Genomic DNA, 17662 nt, shown 5'->3' with positions numbered 1-17662 from the left:
AGAGGCATCTTTAGATAATTTCCGTTACATACCCTTGAACTATATGAATATCTCTGTTTTTTAATTTTTCCAATGTTTCGATATCCATAACGCCGACGGCTATAAGCGAGATGCCTACGGTATCCGTGATAAGTCTTAGAGCCGAGAGAGATTGATCACTTTGAGTTAGAAAATAGCTGCCTTCACCTTTTATATAAACAGGTCTTACATCTTGTAAATATTGATAATCACCGCTCTCTCCGATAAACTCAAATATACCGACTTGGATATTGAATCTTCTAAAGAGTTCTATATACTCTCTAATGTTTTTCGAATCTTGACGAACGAGTTTATCAGGCAGTTCTATAATCAATTTAAAAGGCAGCATCGACGCATTTGCACGAAGAAGTTCGCTTAGATTGTGATATGTACCCGCATCTTCTAAATACTCATGCGGTAATCTAAGAGAGTAGGTTGAAGCGCCAAGAAGCATGCTGGAATTTTTAAAGAGCATGGTAACGGCTTTTTTATAAACATTGCTGCACAATCCCGATTGGATTGCCGGAGCCATAAATTGAGCATACGAATAAGATGTGTGTTTGTCTAAATCAAGATGTATGCTTAGAACATTATGGGCAAGTTTTTTAGCTTTCGTATCTATAACGCTCCATGAAACAAAGCTAAATCTATTTTTTTCAATAGCTTTATTTATAATAAGCTTCCAAGCCTCTTTACCCATTACTTCAACGGCACTCTCTGCTTTTTCAATATGTATATGATCGTTTTCATGGTTGAATTTTGCAATAACAAGTGCATTGTCGGAGTGTGCAAACAGTTCGGCTATACTATTTTTATGATTATACTCATAAATTCCTATGGAGATAATCGTTTCGTTTAAGTCAAGCCCTGCTTCATCAATAACGCTTTTGCATGAGTTTTGTATGCTTTTTGCCAATATTAAAGCATCTTCGCCAAAGCAGTTAGGCAATATAAGTGAAAATTCAGTACCATTCATTCTTGCAATAATTGAATCTTTAATATTTTTAGTATGAGTTTTAAAAATATTTGCGATATCTACAAAGAGTTTATCAACATTTTGATGACCGATTTTATCATTTGCCTCAATCATTCCGCTAACGGCTACAAGCATATTTGAACCGCCCTCATAAGAGGCATCTACTTTTAAATAAGCCGGAAGTCTGTCTATGAGGTACTTACGATTTTTAAGCTGCGTATTTTGGTCTATATACTCTAGCTCTTTTTGTGCTTTTAACTCCTCGTTTCCTTTGTCAAACATAGCTTTGACTTTTGCAACCATGTTGTTCATTCCCAAAACGACATCCGCCAACTCTTTGGTATAAGGAATATTTCGTTGGATAATAAACTCGTTTCTCGTAATTGCCGCAGCTTGTTTTTGCACCTCTTTTAAAGGTATTAAAACAGCATGCAACAGTAAGTTAAGAGTAGTCAAACCGGTAGCAGCGATAACGGCAAAAGAGATAAGCAGGTCTATAAAAATAGCATAAAGCTGTTTGTACGCATAAGTCGTGTCGCTTTGTACATGCAGTATTCCGACTTGATTCCACCCTGCAGAGACATTTGCGTATGCAGTCGGTGCTTTCAGGTCTATTAGCTCTTTAAACCATTTTGGAATTGTTTTGGCATCGCTCTCGCTTTTTCTATCATAAAGAGTGTTTTTGTCAACATCAACGAGAGTAATATAGCGGTAGTTTCCGCTATCAAAATTTGCGTTCATCATTGTCGACATAATGGAGACATCGCCGTTTGCATTTCCCATCGAGAGGCTTAGGGAAGTTGCCGTATTTTTGGCATCTTCGTAAAGTCTATCTTGAACGCCTTTGTTCGCACTTTGAAAGTTTAAAACCAAAACCGTCGACAATATAATTAATAAAAATAGTGATAACAATAAAGCCGTCTGTTTGTAGAGTGTCATATTTTTTTCCTTTGCATATTGAGCTTTAGTTCATCCCACTTTTTGTGAGATTTTTCATTCCCTTTACCGGCTTCATCAAGTATATCGCCGTTGAAATTATAAATCGGGGTTAAATCTTTCCTCTGTGACGCCGGAAATATTTTGCGGTTATAGTTGTCTAAAATAAGCGGTTCGCTTTTGGGTGTTTCAAAGTAGGTTAGAACCATGTGCGGTTCATCAAATTTTGTGGAATGAACATATGTAAAAAATAGTTTTTTGTAGTCAACGCCGAGATATTTTAGAGCAAAATATTTGCTTATCACATAATCTTCGCAATCTCCCATATCGTTACCCAAAAATTCCCACGGCGTAGCCCAATAATCTTTTTTACCGTAAACTTTCATATCCGAAGCGTATCTGACTTCATTAAAAAAATTATTTACCGCTTCTAGTTTTTCTAAATCACTCTTGCCTTTTACAGAATCAAGGGTTTGCTGAAGAGCAAGAAATCTTTTTTTTGCAAGTATTTTGTACTTCTCACCGATTTCATTTAATAGCGACTCGCTTACATAAGGCTCATCCGCCCATGTGATATTCGTAAAAAATAGTGATAATAATATAAGCACTTTTATTTTCAGCATAGCAATAATTATATCAAAAAAATCTGACTTTACTGCTGCCTTTTATTAAAACCAGATGTCCCGTGTTTGTTGCTTGGCTTAAAATTATCGGCATAAGGCATAAGGTAGTTTGGAACTACTCTGCCCTCCAGCCTCATCATATCCTCAAGCATATTTTTTGCAACAAACTTAGCATCTATTTTTTTAACTTCGCAAAGATATCCAAAGAGCAGCTCGCCTAGTCTTTGAAGCGAGATTTGCCACGTAGAATCGGTCTTTGTATAAATCCATAAACTAAAATTATAAAAATTCTCAAATACGCTCTCATCTTGCCAAATCAGCTTTATGCTCTCTTTAAAGTTACCGCTGTTGTAAGTAAGATCCCAAAACCTTGAAAATCTTTTCATAGTTTGAATCTCAAAAAACGAGAGTTGTGAAGTTTGCAAAACATCATATGGAGGGATATCGCTATAAATCATGCCGTGTTCTATGTCGTGACGGTTTATATAGGTTCCCGAGAGTTTTTTCAGTATACCGATTTGTATCTCACAACTGCTTAAACTCACAAGTTCATCGAGATTTGCTCCAAAACTTTTTATGGACTCACCAGGTAAGCCGACTATGAGATCAAGATGTATGTGGGCGTTTGTCTCATTTTCCAAAAAACGGATATTTTCTTTGATTTTATCTAGCTTTAGAGGTCTTGAGATGTTGTTTGCGATAGTCGGATTTAGGGTTTGTATACCGATTTCAAGCTGCAGTGCACCGTGGGGAAATTTAGTAATTTTTTCTTTTAATGATTCCGGAAAATGGTCGGGCACGACCTCAAAATGTGCAAAATAAGGAGGTTCTTTTGCTAAAAAGAAGTCAAGCAGGATATTTGCTGTTTTTATATTTAAGTTAAAAGTTCTATCTATAAACTTAAAATTTCTAGCCCCGCGAAGCCAGAGAAGTTCAAGCTCTCTTAAAAAAAGTTCTATGTCAAACGCTCTTACCTTTTCATCCATAGATGAGAGGCAAAATTCGCACTCAAAAGGACAGCCTCTTGAGGCTTCGACATAGATGTAGCGGTTTTTTATATCGTCATCCGTGTAGAATCTATACGGAAGTTCGATGTTTTTGAGTGAGGGCATACTCATCTTTATAATTCTGCTAGTCGGTTTGTCATCAAAAATATCACGGCAGAGTCCATAAAAAGCCTCATCTCCCTCGCCCTGAATAATAAAATCGGCGTTATCCAAATTTACCCTAAAAGGCTCATGCGATACTTCGGGACCGCCAAGAACTATTTTTGTGTTTGGAGAGATTTTTTTTATAATGTGGATAAGTTCGCTAACTTGTGAGACATTCCATATATAAACACCGATGCCGATGATTTGCGGTGAGTGGATAAGTAGTTTTTCAGCTATGGTTTGGATGGCGTCATTGATGCTAAACTCTATGATTCTTGCGTCATTTTGCAACTCTTTTAAGTTTGCATAGAGATATCTAAGAGCTATGGAAGTGTGTGTAAATCTTGAATTTAGAGTCGTTAAAATGATTTTCATAACGGAAGTTTAACATAATTATCCAGCCCAAAAGGGGAGAAGGAGTGGATAATTAAAATAATTTATAGGTTATATCCATCTCAAGTACGAAAGGGGTTAAACATATTTGAGATGTAAAATTGTATTAATTATAAGTAAATAGTAAGTAAATAATTATTTTTTACTATTTTTCCTAAACTCTTCAACCATATCGTCTAATTTTTTAAATAATATGCTAGATGCATTTTCCATTTCGTTAAAGTTTTCAAAAATAATTTTTGGATGATCTGATTTTAACACGGTGCCGTTTTTTACAAACTCTTGATTTTTTAAAACCGAATCATGAACTTTGGCATGCACGCTATCTAGTTCTACAAATGATTTCGTATGTCCGAATTTATCTTTGCCGACGCCTAAATACCATTTGCCCATACGGCAATTTTTATGGTCTACAAACGCTTTATCCGCATTAAAACTTAACACCGACGAGTAAGCCGTTGATTTGTATATGATATGGTCTACTTTTACCAGTGTCGTAAAGAGCTGGTTGTTCATTGTAACAGAGATTTCCGATGATTTATTTGCATTTGAGTTTAACTCTTCAAATGTTTTTTGAAAATTATGTATAACGTTGTTTGACTCCTCTGCAATCTCAGAGATATTATCCGAGCTGCTTCTCATCTCATTAGCCTCTTGCTGAAGAGTAGATATAGTTATCTCTATCTCTTGTGTTGCTTTTTGAGTGCGTTCCGCAAGTTTTCTTACTTCATCGGCAACAACTGCAAATCCTCTGCCGTGTTCTCCGGCGCGTGCCGCTTCGATAGCGGCATTAAGTGCTAGCAGATTTGTCTGATCCGCTATATCTTTGATAAGTCCTACAACATTCGAGATATCACGGGATCTCTGCTCAAGATTTATGATTATTTCATGTGATGATGTGATAGAGTTAAGTAAAACTCCCAATTTCTCGCTAATCTCATGAACGCTTTGCAGGCTTTCTGAGGAGAGATCTGCAGTTTTTTGCGAAACTTTCGTAATCTCATCAGAGCCGTTTTGAGAAAGTATAATATCTTTTTGTATAACCTCTAGCGCACTAGCCATTCCTCCGCCAAGTGTGCTAAGTTTATCTGAGAGTTCACCTTTGATTTTCGTCTCATACCCCACTGCAACCGAAGAGATTGCCAGTTTTAATTTTTCAGAGGTTGAGTGAAATGCGCCGTGTAGACCTTCAGGATTTGTTGTTCTATATGTTTTGCCCTCAGCAGCACTCTCTATAGAAGTTTCAACATCTCTCATAAATGCTTCAAGCTGATCTAAAACATCATTGATTGTCCAAGCAAATGCAGACTCTTTTGAGTTATCATTCGGTATACCCGTAATTCTTCCGCTGAGTTTTCCGTTTGCTGCATCTTTTAAGACGCTAATAATCGCATCATGCATTTGAGCATGCTTTTCTTTGTTTTTATTGGTTTTGAAGAGAGATAATAAGCTCATCGTAACTTACTCCTTTTTCTTTTAAAATATCTGTTAAAACTTTAAACGAAGCATCAACTCCGCTGCTTTTTTCTACTTCAAGCATCTTTTTATATAGAGGTATGATGACATCAAGAGCTTTACTGTTTGGTTTTCTTCTAACCGAGTAGTAATCGACGATATTGCCTCTCTCATCAAGTGTCGCCGTTATATTTGCATAAACCCAGTAGTCATTGCCGTTTTTGCCTCTATTTAGAACATACGCGAAAACCTCTTGTTTTTTCGGAATCATCTCCCAAAGATATCTAAAAACTGCTTTTGGCATATCAGAATGTCTTATAATACTGTGAGCTTTTCCAAGCAGCTCCTCTTCCGTATAATCCGCCATATCCATAAAGATTTTATTGCAGTATATTATGCGCCCTCTTATATCTGTTTTTGAGACTATAAAATCTTCATCTTTCATTACTTTTAACATGTAAACTCCCTTTTAGCTTTTATAAAATTTATTGCTAAATTATTGTCTTATCTATTTTAGATAAGTAAAAACTATATGATATCTTTTATATCTTTAAGATATAATCCCGTATGTCAATTTTACTAGCAACATTTTATTTTTTTTACTTCTCAATCATTGGTGTGTATATAATCTTTTTGCCAAAAGTGTTATCTATGTCCGGATACTCGGCTAGTGACATAGGCATTATATTTGCGGCGGCTCCGCTTGTGCGGTTTTTGGTTCCGTTTGCTTTTATAAAGGGGCTGAAAATCAATAGAAGTGCTTTTAATATAGCGCTTTTTATAATGTGTTTGAGCACAATCTCTTTTTACTTCTCACTTGATAGTTTTTACAAGCTGCTCTTCTCAAATGTTAGCTTAGGCGTGGGTCTTAGCATCGTGCTTCCCTATGTTGAACTTATATCGCTAAAGTATCTCGGAAAAGAGAGATACGGCAAGATTAGGCTCTTTGGTTCGGTCGGCTTTATCTTAGTAGCGCTTGTTTTGGTAAAATTTTTAAGCTCTGCCGATGTTGCTCTTGTCTACCTTTTAGTTTTGACTTTTATCACTTCGGCGGTAGCGTTTAATATAGCAAAGAGAGCAGATACGCTTTTAGATAAAAGTGAAGAAGTGACCAACGATATAAACATTTTAAAAGATTGGAGATTGTGGATAGGGCTTACTCTTATGCAGGTGAGTTTCGGTTCATTTTATAACTTTTTCACTATCTATGTAACCGACCATAAAGTAAGCTTGGATATAGCGATATATTTGTGGAGTTTCGGCGTAGTCGTTGAGATATTTATGCTCTATTTTCAAGGCGCTCTTCTTCGTAAAAATTTGCTCTTAATACTTCAAGCCACCACCTTTGCAACCGTTCTTCGATGGCTATTGCTGTTTATGTTTCCGGATAATATAACCCTGCTTTTTTTCTCGCAAGCTCTGCATGCACTAAGTTTTGCACTCTTTCACTCGGCTACTATAAGCTATCTCTTTTATCTCTACAAGCATAAATCTTTAGCGCAACAGCTTTTCTCAGGTATAACTTACGGTTTTGGAGCATTTTTGGGTGCGCTAATCGCTGGGTACGTTTACGAACTCTACCCAAACTATCTTTTTTTAAGTGCGGCGCTTATCGCACTTGCCTCAACCTACTTTTTATATCTTTGGGGAGTTACGAAAAAGCATAGTTAAGGGTTTTGAGAAACCGGGATGGATATTCCATGTGCGTCAAATGCAAGCTTGACTTTCTCGTTCATATCAAAACGAACATTCAAATAGTTTTCGGTTTTTACCCAAACTTGAAACACAAAGTTTACACCCTTATCACCAAGTTCGCCGACAGCTACAAATGGAGCGGGTTCTTCCAAAACTCTATTATCCTCTTTTATAACCTGCAACATTATATCTTTTGCAAGTTTGAGGTCATTACGATATTCTATACTAAAAATAAGATCTACACGGCGCGTAGACTTGCTTGAGTAGTTTGTGATATTGCTGCCTATGATTTTGGAGTTAGGGATAGTTACGGTTTTATTATCGGGCATAACCATAATGGTTGAGAATAGATTTATCTCTTCAACTTTACCGGAAGCTCCCGCCGCTTCTATAGTATCTCCGACTCCAAAAGGGCGAAAGATGATTATAAGCACGGCTGCACCGATGTTTGAGAGTGAATCTTTGAGTGCTAGACCTACTGCCAAAGATGCCGCACCAAATACTGCTAAAAATGATGTAGTATTTATGCCTAGCGTATTTAACGAAGCTAAAATAACAACTATAAGCAGCACAAAATAGATAGCATTTGATAAAAACTCAACCAAAGTATTATCGACTTTTGCTTTATGCATCAATGTTTTTATAAGTGCCGTAACTTTTCTTACAACCATTTTACCGATAATAAAGATAGCTATTGAGGCAATAATCTTTAATCCGTACTCGCTTATATACATAACCGCTAAATCAGCGTACTTTGATATTTCCATTTTTTATCCTTAAAAAAGTGTATTAAAAAGATTTAGAATTTTACAACGAAAGAGGTATTTTGAGTAAAATCATATCGTTTAATGCCTATAGGAGGTTCGCTGTCCATAGTATAGGCAATGTTAAATTTTAAAAATACATCTCTATATACATTGACCTTTAATTCAAACTCATGCAATTGAATATTATCACCGATATTATCGATTTTAGGCTGAAAGTAGAGAGTATAAGCAACGGATGTTTTGTTATTTAAATCAATAGAGTAAGAAAAATATGAGTTTAATCTTATATTTTCTTCAGACGGATTGATAGTCGGATTTCTATAATCTATTTTTTCATGAAAAACGCCAAGACCGATATAACCTCTGGCATCGCGTGCTTCATCCAAAATCTTAAATCTGGCACCCGTTCCGTATAAAATCTTATTTTTTATATTCATAAACATATCGTTTTGGTACTGTGTAAATACCTCGGCTCTTACGGATTCTCTGGTAATTGCATGTATATATCTTGCATGTGCAAAAACTTTATTTGTATTTTCGTCTCCGTTTGCTTTGCCGTATGCGCCGGAAGCTTCTGCCCATGTAACAAAGCTCTCTCCGTTATCGTAAGTTGATCTGTAAGAGGCTTTGTAGCTATCCGTATCCGTATTTCCCCTTGTTGTTTCAAGCGAAGCTTCGGCTATATTAGAAAAGCCGACTTCCTTTCCTATCTCAACGGGGATAATCGAGACTAACGCAAAAAGAGATTGTGCCGATAAAAGTGTGATTAATATAGGTGTTTTCATAGATAGGATTTTACCTATAAGTTTATAAAACTCTTCTTGATTTTTTCTATCTCTTCTATTATTTGATGATATTTGTCTATATAGGGGGAGTTTACGGAGTGGATCAGATCTCTGTATTTTAGATAATTTTTCCAAACTCTTTGGGATGGTTCGGCTTTGCCTTTTTTTAAGAGTTCAAAACTAACGGAGGCATTTATGAAACCTTTTAACAGTTTTATCTCGTCGGACTCTTCAAATCTTCGGGTAAACCAGATAGCTTCCAAATCCTCATGCGCATCATAAAATTTTTCATCACGCAGATTTTGGATGAAGTTATTTAGGTGTTTTTTATGTTCAATCATCAAAAACCGTCATATTTATGCGCCAATAACCTCTGCCGCCCTTTAACGAAATGCAGTGATGCAGGGGAAACTTATTTTTATACTCTTTAAGTCTCTCCAATGTGCTTTTTCCGCTATCGCAGTAAAAAACAAAAACGCTCCCTTTTGGCTCTTTTTGCAGTTCATAAGGGTTATAAACTACCGTATCCGCATTTTCAATCGGCGATAAAATAGTATCAATTAGCAGAACTTTTATGCCCTCGGCTTCAAGTCTCTTTTTGTTTTGCAAAAATTCTCTCTGATTCCATTCATTCGGATAACTCATACATTTGCCTTTTTAGATGTTGCCAAAACTGCTATTGCCGTTAAAGCGGCGCCTAAAAATACTACGCTATAACCGGTCGGCAAATCGTAGAAGTATGAGATAATAATCGCGCTTATGCCAAAAAACCATCCAAAAAAGAAGCTATAAAGCAGAGGTCTTTTAAACTCTAACGAAATTGCTACAAACGGCGGAGCTATAAGAAGCACAAAAACTACAAAAACTCCCGCAAGTGCGACCGAAGATGTAACGGTTATGGCTAATAGCGAGAAAAAGAGAAGCTCTTTTAAAAAACCGTCTAGTTTCGGATATAAAAAGTAGAGCGCAATAGCGATAAATGAGTAGATAATACCGCTTTTAAGAACTTCACTCGGAGGCGTAAAGAGTATATCGCTTGCAAGAAGCGACTTGAAGTGCTCCATCCCCTCGGCCGAATGGGAGAGCACCATCATAATTCCGCTTGCTCCCAAAACATAAAGTATGCCTATAAAAGCCTCTAAGTGCAGTTTTCTCGTAGATGCAAAGGCTATAAGAAATGCACTAAAAAGAGCAAAGCTAAGAGTTAAGATATAGAAGTGCTCTTCATGAAAATAGCCTAAACTAACAGATGAACCGAGTGCGGCAAACTGAGCAATAGCAAGGTCTGTAAAGATGATACCGCGTTTTAAAATCTCCATGCCGAAGTAGGAGTGAAGCATAACTAAAATAACAACCAAGGCTATGGGGGTGAGTAAAATATCTATCATTTTATTGCACTTGTTAGATGGTCAAACAGCGAACTTAAATCGCTAATATTCTCTAATGCTTCAATATCGTGAGGCATTAAAACTACTTTTATACCGGTTTTTTCAGATATAAATTCAGCTGTTTTTGTTGAGTGGTAAACATCATGCAAAATGCAGCAAGGCTGCTCTTTTTTTATAAGTTCGATTATCTCAATAGTATGTTTTGAAGATGGCGGAATCCCCGGAAGAGGCTCGATAGTACCGATATTTGTTAGTCCGTACACATTGTTAAAATAGGCTAAATTGTCATGAAACTGGATAACTTTTAGACCTTTTTTCTCTTTCATTTTTTCGCTCCAAATTTTCATCTTTTGGCTCCATGCAGTCGAAAAATCAGTGTAGTTTTTTTCATATATGGCTTTATGTTCCGTATCTATTGAGATTAAAAAATCTCTTATTACGCCGGCAAGAAGTAAAATATTTTGCGGATTTAGGTGAAAGTGCGGGTTTCCGTCGGGGTGAATATCGCCGTCTTTTCTATCTACCTCTTTTGGTTTATTGAGAAGTGCCACATGATGTGAGAGATTTAGAAAAGTTTTAGCATTAGTATCTACTTTTGGATTTCCCGCACGGTTAATGAGCGGAGGCAGCCAGCCGATTTCTAGTTGTCCGCCGTTCATAATCAGCGCATCCGCATTTCTCATTTTTGCTATAAGCGAGGGACGAGGAATGATAAAGTGCGGATCCCAATTTCCTTTTGCTAAAACAGTCGTAGTTATATGTTCACCGCCTATTGTTTTTGTCAAAGCGCCTATGTAAGGGTAACTAACGGCAATATCAAGATGGGCTAACAGCGTTAGCGGCAGAAGTGTTAGTAGTGTTATAAATTTTTTCATTTTTTTGCCTTTGTATTATTGGGCTTTTATATAAACTCCAAAGCATGAGTTTAGGAGTTAGTAAGATTGCCGCGCTTCTAACGAAGCTCGCAATGACACCCATTCAGTCACCCAGATTGTCACGCTTGTCATTGCGAGCGAAGCGCGGCAATCTGAGTGACCGTCATTGCGAGAAGCTTGCGACGAAGCAATCTCTCTTTGTTTAGAACACTTAATTAAAATGAGTGAGCCGCATGTGCACCGATAGAGATATTTGCTTGAAGTATAATTGAGTTTACATCAACTTTATCTCCATTTTCATTATACATGGCATTGTTACGATTATATTGTAATCTAAAACGGGCAAATTCGCTTGTGTGGTACTCTATCATCGCAGAGTACTTTTTAAAGTCATTGGGTTTGTTAGCATCTATGCCGTCTTCTTTTACATCGTTTTTATAGATTGTATCGTATCTCACACCCGTTTTCCAGTTTTTGTCATGCGTGTAGATTAGTTGAGAGTAGAGACCGCTCTGCTTTTTATTTATATTTGGGCTTGATATCGGGTTTAAATTGTATTGAATCCCACCCATCTCTCTGCTTAGCCACTCACTCTGCCATTTTATTGAGCTGTACGAATTAAGAGAGTGCAGAACTACGAAATCTGCTCCGTAGAGTTTGCTATCTCCGCTAAAAACATACGGTGTTTCATCTTCGCTATGATCTACTCTTGAACTTCCCTGTGCATAAGACACTCCTCCAAAAATAGTGGTGTCTCCTATATCGTGAGAAGCTTTAACATATCCGACATAAAGCGATGGTGCATTATCCCCTTTTGCTATCGGATTTTCAACATTGCCTATGGTTTTGTTTCCGAACATCTGTTCATTTTCGCCTTGAAGCACTTCAAAACCCGCCATTAGGTAAAACGGTGTCGGAGCCGTCCACTGGATTTGGGCACCCAGCTCATTTATGCCGTGCATTCCTAAAAATGCTTCATAAACAAGCGGCATATCTCCAAAATCCCAGTAGTGGTGGTGTTGTGCGTTTAAATATCCGAAATTTGAGTTGAGTTTTCCGCCTCTTGCTCTTAGTCCGTTGCCCAAAGCCGTAGTCGTAAAATAAGCCTCTTCCACCTCAACGCCGTTTTTGCTAAAGTGAAAAACTGCGTCCATGCTAAAGAACGGATCAACATTGCTTGAGAGTACGACTTCTGCATAGTTTAGGTTAAAACCCTGTTTTGAGTTGTAAGTTGCATGATTTGAACTACCGTGGGAATGTTCTCCTAAAAGCCCGTGAGCTATGCCCGGAAGTTCTAAGTGAGCAATTTCATCATTTCCTACGCTGTTGTTCACATAAGAGAAATCCAAAATAGCCGAAATATCGGGAATATATTTTGATTGATCAAAAGTTCTTTTTTCTACAGGCAGTACTTTTGCCGCTTCACCATAAACCAAAGTTGCACAAAGTGCACTTGCCAATAATATTTTTTTCATTATTTTTTTATCCTAATCGATAATATTTTTTTATTTTTGTAAGGTTTTTTATTTTTTTGTTTTAGGATATTTTAGGAGGGGCGCGGTTTTGATTGAAGTTTATTTTTGTATATGAGTATGAAACCGAATTGTCTTGTGTTATTTTCTCAAAGTGTAAAGGCTGGATATCTGCCGTAAGCGTAACTGCATCGGCAGAGACAAGATTGCCGTTAATCGTACAAATCAAACATGAGGAACTATCGCTGTTTTGTTTGATATGCTCTACTTCGTGGATAGCGGCAAAGCTTGTGACAATAGCAAAGAGTATTGATAGGAGTAAATTAAATTTCATTAGTGAAATTCTATCATAATTTTATTTTATATATATCAAGTGAAGTCGAGTTTAAGCTAGTAGAAACTATGATAATGCATATATAAAACGGTGAGGGAGGATTTTATGTTTCATACTAAAAGCGTAGAAGAGACTCTTAGAGATTTAGGGTGCAGTGTAGATGGATTGAGCAAAGAGGAAGTTCTCTCTCGCAGCGAACATTACGGAAAAAATATTTTACAAGAAGCTAAAAAACGCACTCTTTTTTGGATATTTGTAGAACAGTTTAAAAGCCCCGTTATCTATATTTTGTTAATGGCTGCCGGTGTTTCATTAGCTATTAAAGAGTTTGGCGATGCCGGATTTATAATGGTTGCGCTTAGCATAAATGCGATAGTCGGAGCATATCAGGAGTACATTGCCGGTGAGAGAGCCGATGCTCTAAAGAGAGTAATCAAAACTTTTGTCAATGTTTTAAGAGATGGTCATAGAGTTGAAATATCAAGCGAAGATGTTACGGTCGGGGATATTGTTTTTTTTGAATCAGGTGTTAAGGTACCCGCTGACATACGACTTATAGAAACCAATGAACTTCAAGTAAATGAGTCTCTTCTTACCGGTGAGTCTATTGATGTAAATAAAAATCCCGCTTATATCTCCACCAATGCCGATGAGCCCATAGGCGAGAGACAAAATATGCTCTACGGAGGTTCTTTGGTTACAAAAGGTCGTGCAATCGGAGTAGTAACGGCTATCGCAAACCAAACAGAAGTCGGTAAAATAGCCGCGCTTCTTGCCACCGCCAAAACTGCAAAACCGCCGTTAATGCTTCGAATGGAGATATTTTCAGTAAATATATCTAAGATGATCGGCGGGGTTGCATTATTAATAATTATGCTCGGAATTTATCAAGAAATGCCGCTTAAAGATATATTTTTCTTAACGGTAATACTGGCTATATCTGCCATTCCCGAGGGACTTCCGGTAGCTATTACGGTGGCGCTTAGTGTTGCAAGCGCTGTTATGAGCAGACGAAATGTCATAGTCCGCAGACTCTCAGCCATTGAAGGACTCGGCTCTTGTACGCTTATCGCAAGTGATAAAACCGGAACAATGACTCAAAATCGTCTTAGTGTCGAGCATTTTGTAACACCTGAACAAACATATAACCCAAGCGAACATATCAATGAATATCTGCTTCTTGGAGCAATTTTATGTAATGAATCAACTTTTCACAAAGAGAGTGATGAGTTTGTTTTTATTGGAGATCAGGTTGATGTCGCGTTAGCGAGATATGCACTTGCTTTGGATGAGTCGCTCTTTGAAAAACATAAAACCCTTAAAGCTATAAACAGTGTGCCTTATGAGCCTGTAAATAAATACTCTGCCGCGAGTTATGAGATAGAGTATAAAAAATTACACTTTATAAAAGGCTCACCGGAGGTTATAATCAGCAAGTGTGAAATGAATGATGATAAGAAAGAGTATATTTTAAAACAAGTGGATGAGTGGGCTGCTAAAGGATTTAGGAATATCGCTTTGGCGTATAAAGCAAGCAATGAGAGCGAAATTGCCAAAGAAGGTTATGTCTATCTTGGGTTTGCCGCCATCACGGACCCTTTGCGTGATGGAGTAAAAGAAGCTGTAAAAACTACCGAGAGAGCGGGTATTGAAGTTGTGATGGTAACCGGTGATCATCCAAATACGGCATTTTTTATAGCAAAAGAGCTTGGCATTGCTATTAGCAAAGATGAGGTGATAGACGGAGTGGAAATCTCTCACTGGATAGAAAGGGGAGCACATAAAGAAGAGATTGCTCATAAAAGAGTCTTTGCACGAGTCTCACCTGAACAAAAACAGCTTATCGTTAAAACATTTCAAGATCTCGGTCACTTTGTAGCAGTTACGGGAGACGGTGTAAATGATGCACCGGCTCTTAAATTTGCAAATATAGGCATCGCAATGGGAAAAAGCGGTACGGATGTTGCGCGCGAGTCAAGTGATTTGATTTTGACGGATGATGCATTTAACTCTATTGTCAATGGTGTAGAAGAGGGACGAGTGGCATATGACAATATTCGCAAAGTTACCCATCTTTTAATAGCTACGGGATTGGCAGAGATAGTTCTTATTTTGCTCTCAATGCTGTTTTTTATCCCTACTCCGCTGCTTCCGGTACAGCTTTTATGGCTAAATTTGGTTGCAAACGGCTTTCAAGATGTAGCTCTTGCTACTGAAAAAGCTGAACCGGAGATACTAAAGCGTAAACCGCGCGACCCAAAAGAGCCTATATTTAATAAAATTATGATGAGCAGAGTGGTTGTCGGCGGTCTTTACATGGGTGTCTCGGCATTTGCTCTTTTTTATACCTTGCTTAAGTTTGGTTATCAAGAGGATGCGGCAAGAAATCTTACACTGCTTTTAATGGTGTTGTTTGAAAATGTACATATATTTAATTCACGCAGTGAAAATAATTCTATTTTTAAAATAAATCATTTTCAAAATAAATTTTTATGGGTATCTATTTTAGCCGCTCAAGGTGCTCACATTATATCAATGTACAATCCTTTTATGCAATCACTGCTGAGTATTGAGCCGGTTAGTTTAGCAATGTGGACTGCACTGCTATTTATTGCTATGACATTAGTTGCAGTAATGGAGCTTGAAAAATATTTTAGAAAGAAATACTCGTCATAAAGATAGTTTCTTTTCTACTTTGGCAAAGGGAGTAGAACATCCGATGTAACCCTTTGGAATAAGTTAATTTTAAAAGGAGTTGAGTATTTATGCGAAAATCACTAAAAGTAGCCTATTCTATCAAGTTATCAAAATTTGATAATTTGATTTTTTAGCAGCAACTATTTATCCTTTATATGTTAAAATCATTGAAAAGCAATGAAATTATAAAAAAAGAGGTAATTTGAATGAAGAATATTATTCTTCAAAATAGTAATAATGCCATTGAAAAAGTCGCATTTATATTTGTTTTATCGGCACAAATAAATGATACTGTTATTAAAAATGTCATTACTAATTATCAAAATGCTCCTGATATGATTGCCAAATTACCGAGATGTCAGCCACAGAATATGATCAGTTTTCAGATTGGCGGTATGATAGAACAACCACAACATATACACTCTCCAATGGTGAATGGAGTTATATTTGACACTTTGTTGCCCGATGGAAGACAAAAATGGTTTGTTAATTTAGCAAATAATTTTTTAACTATTGGGTGTAGTGATTATACAAGATGGGATGAAGTATGGGCTACAGCAAAAGAATATATAGATTTCTTCATGCCTTCACTAGAGGGCAATAACATTCAGGAAATTGGAATAGAATATATTGATGAGTTCAAAATTTCTGACGCTTCAAAAGACTGGAAAAAGGAATTATTTAGAGAAAATAATGATTTTATTCCGAACCACATATGGTCTAAAGATGATTTTTGGCACATTCACCAAGGGTATTATTTAAATCATGAGCATAAAAATTTAAATAATATTAACATGAATTATTTTTTAGATGAAAAAATGAGTCCTAAAGTTGTTATACAAACGCATCATAAAACAACTTGCTCAAATTTAATTCCAGTTTCTACTAACTCATCAGATGTCATCAGTGCAATTGAACCAATCATTGAGCAAAATCATCTTTTAAATAAAGAAGTAATGTGTAATTTATTATCATCAGAAATTTGTACAAGAATTCAGTTGGAGTGTAAGTAATGTTTAGTACTAGTGTTACAGTAATTTCAACAGTAATGGCTTTATCTACACCAGCTACACAAATCAATATACCTACTTTTCCACCCGTAGGCATCGAAGCACAGACAAAAGATACAAGTACATCATTTAAACCAATATATTCTATATCGAAATCTAAAGACCTGATTTTTAGTGACGAATATATAAATGCTATAAACACATTACATAGTTATTTATCTTTACAATATGATTGGGATGGTTATGGTGGAAAAGCACCAACTTTTGATATCATCAGTGCAGGTGAGAAACTATTGTTACAATTTCAAAGCTATGCATTTAAAGCACCAAAAATAATGTTATCTGGCTCGGCTGAAATTGGTTTTTATTGGGAAAATGGGAACGAATATGCTGAAATAACTTGTGATAATTCAGAATCATACACATTTGTATATATGAAAGGTAAAGTTCCTTTTATCGAAGAGGATAAAATAATACACAATGCTTTTTCAAGTGATTTAACAACAAGAATTTCTAATATTAATAGAAATGTATAGGGATTGTCACTTTGGAATCTGCAAAGGATTTTTTTAGCAATCCTGACTCATCCTCTAAAAAATGCCATTATTTGACTGAAAATTATGAACAATCTTTAGAATGGGAGAAGGAAAGTGTTAGTTTGTACTCTTGTGGAGTGGTAAAAGATGATGAAGGATTGGCACGAAATATCTTCTCGCCACATCATTATGATATAAGTACTGGGAGTCTAACTACTTTGGCATTTGACGACATATTAAACAAAGGGCTTTCGGTTTTACGGTGCAATCAAGTAGATACTACCAAAATTATTGAGATTGGCAACAATAAGAAAAAAGATATACACGGATATCATGGCTATATTACAGTTCAAGCAAAAACTATTCGTGAATGCATCTTAGACTCAAAAAGAGCCATGGCAATATACGATACGGCAATGATTGATTTGCTTTCACATGCCGATATTTGTAGTATTGGCGTAACTTCAAAGAGTGGTAAAAATTTATTAAGGATTTTCTTGAGAGAAACATTTTCTAAACTTGTTCCTATTCCAAAGTAGAATAGTTTAAAA

The 17662-nt window shown here is 36.5% G+C and carries 18 protein-coding genes; 5 read left to right on the top strand and 13 right to left on the bottom strand.

Annotated elements, in window-relative coordinates:
• Positions 1–10 precede the first annotated feature (10 nt).
• From PHQ93_RS05490 to PHQ93_RS05470, 5 genes are all read right to left on the bottom strand, one after another.
• Positions 11–1933 (bottom strand): LapD/MoxY N-terminal periplasmic domain-containing protein, encoded by a 1923-nt coding sequence (locus tag PHQ93_RS05490; protein WP_299941930.1) that lies wholly within the window; start codon positions 1931–1933, stop codon positions 11–13.
• A complete protein-coding gene (locus PHQ93_RS05485; RefSeq protein WP_299941927.1) occupies positions 1930–2553 on the bottom strand; it encodes a transglutaminase-like cysteine peptidase in 624 nt (207 codons plus the stop codon). Before PHQ93_RS05485 ends, PHQ93_RS05490 begins: the two co-directional genes overlap by 4 nt.
• Before the next feature lie 29 nt (positions 2554–2582).
• A complete protein-coding gene (locus tag PHQ93_RS05480; protein ID WP_299941924.1) occupies positions 2583–4079 on the bottom strand; it encodes a DUF4080 domain-containing protein in 1497 nt (498 codons plus the stop codon).
• Between the two features lie 153 nt (positions 4080–4232).
• The gene (locus PHQ93_RS05475) at positions 4233–5552 is read right to left on the bottom strand and encodes a methyl-accepting chemotaxis protein (RefSeq protein WP_299941920.1); all 1320 of its coding nucleotides are present in this window, start codon (positions 5550–5552) and stop codon (positions 4233–4235) included.
• Positions 5521–6009 (bottom strand): PAS domain-containing protein, encoded by a 489-nt coding sequence (locus tag PHQ93_RS05470; RefSeq protein ID WP_299941918.1) that lies wholly within the window; start codon positions 6007–6009, stop codon positions 5521–5523. The genes PHQ93_RS05475 and PHQ93_RS05470 overlap by 32 nt, the downstream gene beginning before the upstream one ends.
• A 110-nt stretch (positions 6010–6119) precedes the next feature.
• Between PHQ93_RS05470 and PHQ93_RS05465 the strand changes: the two genes are divergently transcribed.
• Positions 6120–7223, top strand: coding sequence for an MFS transporter (locus PHQ93_RS05465; protein ID WP_299941916.1), 1104 nt, complete (start codon positions 6120–6122; stop codon positions 7221–7223).
• Here PHQ93_RS05465 and PHQ93_RS05460 read toward each other — a convergent pair.
• The 8 genes from PHQ93_RS05460 to PHQ93_RS05425 all read right to left on the bottom strand — a co-directional run bounded on the left by PHQ93_RS05460 (position 7220) and on the right by PHQ93_RS05425 (position 12868).
• Positions 7220–8014 (bottom strand): mechanosensitive ion channel domain-containing protein, encoded by a 795-nt coding sequence (locus PHQ93_RS05460; protein ID WP_299941913.1) that lies wholly within the window; start codon positions 8012–8014, stop codon positions 7220–7222. The two genes, PHQ93_RS05465 and PHQ93_RS05460, sit on opposite strands and share 4 nt — an antisense overlap.
• A 32-nt stretch (positions 8015–8046) precedes the next feature.
• A complete protein-coding gene (locus PHQ93_RS05455; protein WP_299941910.1) occupies positions 8047–8799 on the bottom strand; it encodes a DUF481 domain-containing protein in 753 nt (250 codons plus the stop codon).
• Between the two features lie 14 nt (positions 8800–8813).
• Entirely contained in the window at positions 8814–9140 is a 327-nt protein-coding gene (locus tag PHQ93_RS05450) for a DUF309 domain-containing protein (protein ID WP_299941906.1), read from the bottom strand.
• The gene (locus PHQ93_RS05445) at positions 9133–9444 is read right to left on the bottom strand and encodes a hypothetical protein (RefSeq protein ID WP_299941903.1); all 312 of its coding nucleotides are present in this window, start codon (positions 9442–9444) and stop codon (positions 9133–9135) included. The genes PHQ93_RS05450 and PHQ93_RS05445 overlap by 8 nt, the downstream gene beginning before the upstream one ends.
• A complete protein-coding gene (locus PHQ93_RS05440; protein ID WP_299941900.1) occupies positions 9441–10187 on the bottom strand; it encodes a metal ABC transporter permease in 747 nt (248 codons plus the stop codon). The genes PHQ93_RS05445 and PHQ93_RS05440 overlap by 4 nt, the downstream gene beginning before the upstream one ends.
• A complete protein-coding gene (locus PHQ93_RS05435; protein WP_299941897.1) occupies positions 10184–11062 on the bottom strand; it encodes a metal ABC transporter substrate-binding protein in 879 nt (292 codons plus the stop codon). Before PHQ93_RS05435 ends, PHQ93_RS05440 begins: the two co-directional genes overlap by 4 nt.
• A 215-nt stretch (positions 11063–11277) precedes the next feature.
• A complete protein-coding gene (locus PHQ93_RS05430) occupies positions 11278–12537 on the bottom strand; it encodes a hypothetical protein (protein WP_299941894.1) in 1260 nt (419 codons plus the stop codon).
• A 61-nt stretch (positions 12538–12598) separates the two neighbouring features.
• Entirely contained in the window at positions 12599–12868 is a 270-nt protein-coding gene (locus PHQ93_RS05425) for a hypothetical protein (RefSeq protein ID WP_299941891.1), read from the bottom strand.
• 105 nt (positions 12869–12973) lie between these two features.
• Between PHQ93_RS05425 and PHQ93_RS05420 the strand changes: the two genes are divergently transcribed.
• The 4 genes from PHQ93_RS05420 to PHQ93_RS05405 all read left to right on the top strand — a co-directional run bounded on the left by PHQ93_RS05420 (position 12974) and on the right by PHQ93_RS05405 (position 17650).
• Entirely contained in the window at positions 12974–15544 is a 2571-nt protein-coding gene (locus PHQ93_RS05420; RefSeq protein WP_299941889.1) for an HAD-IC family P-type ATPase, read from the top strand.
• Positions 15545–15771: 227 nt separating this feature from the next.
• The gene (locus tag PHQ93_RS05415) at positions 15772–16578 is read left to right on the top strand and encodes a TIGR04255 family protein (protein WP_299941886.1); all 807 of its coding nucleotides are present in this window, start codon (positions 15772–15774) and stop codon (positions 16576–16578) included.
• Positions 16578–17111: a hypothetical protein gene (locus tag PHQ93_RS05410; protein WP_299941883.1), complete on the top strand. Its 534-nt coding sequence runs from the start codon at positions 16578–16580 to the stop codon at positions 17109–17111. The genes PHQ93_RS05415 and PHQ93_RS05410 overlap by 1 nt, the downstream gene beginning before the upstream one ends.
• Before the next feature lie 122 nt (positions 17112–17233).
• Positions 17234–17650, top strand: coding sequence for a hypothetical protein (locus PHQ93_RS05405; RefSeq protein WP_299941879.1), 417 nt, complete (start codon positions 17234–17236; stop codon positions 17648–17650).
• Positions 17651–17662 lie beyond the last annotated feature (12 nt).

Origin of the sequence: Sulfurimonas sp., assembly GCF_028714975.1 — a bacterium.
Lineage (GTDB): Bacteria > Campylobacterota > Campylobacteria > Campylobacterales > Sulfurimonadaceae > Sulfurimonas.
Note: the sequence above shows the minus strand (reverse complement) of the source record. Positions and strands in the feature narration are given on the sequence as shown.

Coding starts and splice junctions, on each gene's coding strand:
- PHQ93_RS05425 (WP_299941891.1), bottom strand. CDS start 12,868: ATGAAATTTAATTTACTCCTATCAATACTCTTTGCTATTGTCACAAGC.
- PHQ93_RS05465 (WP_299941916.1), top strand. CDS start 6,120: ATGTCAATTTTACTAGCAACATTTTATTTTTTTTACTTCTCAATCATT.
- PHQ93_RS05470 (WP_299941918.1), bottom strand. CDS start 6,009: ATGTTAAAAGTAATGAAAGATGAAGATTTTATAGTCTCAAAAACAGAT.
- PHQ93_RS05460 (WP_299941913.1), bottom strand. CDS start 8,014: ATGGAAATATCAAAGTACGCTGATTTAGCGGTTATGTATATAAGCGAG.
- PHQ93_RS05475 (WP_299941920.1), bottom strand. CDS start 5,552: ATGAGCTTATTATCTCTCTTCAAAACCAATAAAAACAAAGAAAAGCAT.
- PHQ93_RS05490 (WP_299941930.1), bottom strand. CDS start 1,933: ATGACACTCTACAAACAGACGGCTTTATTGTTATCACTATTTTTATTA.
- PHQ93_RS05455 (WP_299941910.1), bottom strand. CDS start 8,799: ATGAAAACACCTATATTAATCACACTTTTATCGGCACAATCTCTTTTT.
- PHQ93_RS05485 (WP_299941927.1), bottom strand. CDS start 2,553: ATGCTGAAAATAAAAGTGCTTATATTATTATCACTATTTTTTACGAAT.
- PHQ93_RS05445 (WP_299941903.1), bottom strand. CDS start 9,444: ATGAGTTATCCGAATGAATGGAATCAGAGAGAATTTTTGCAAAACAAA.
- PHQ93_RS05420 (WP_299941889.1), top strand. CDS start 12,974: ATGTTTCATACTAAAAGCGTAGAAGAGACTCTTAGAGATTTAGGGTGC.
- PHQ93_RS05430 (WP_299941894.1), bottom strand. CDS start 12,537: ATGAAAAAAATATTATTGGCAAGTGCACTTTGTGCAACTTTGGTTTAT.
- PHQ93_RS05435 (WP_299941897.1), bottom strand. CDS start 11,062: ATGAAAAAATTTATAACACTACTAACACTTCTGCCGCTAACGCTGTTA.
- PHQ93_RS05480 (WP_299941924.1), bottom strand. CDS start 4,079: ATGAAAATCATTTTAACGACTCTAAATTCAAGATTTACACACACTTCC.
- PHQ93_RS05410 (WP_299941883.1), top strand. CDS start 16,578: ATGTTTAGTACTAGTGTTACAGTAATTTCAACAGTAATGGCTTTATCT.
- PHQ93_RS05440 (WP_299941900.1), bottom strand. CDS start 10,187: ATGATAGATATTTTACTCACCCCCATAGCCTTGGTTGTTATTTTAGTT.
- PHQ93_RS05450 (WP_299941906.1), bottom strand. CDS start 9,140: ATGATTGAACATAAAAAACACCTAAATAACTTCATCCAAAATCTGCGT.
- PHQ93_RS05415 (WP_299941886.1), top strand. CDS start 15,772: ATGAAGAATATTATTCTTCAAAATAGTAATAATGCCATTGAAAAAGTC.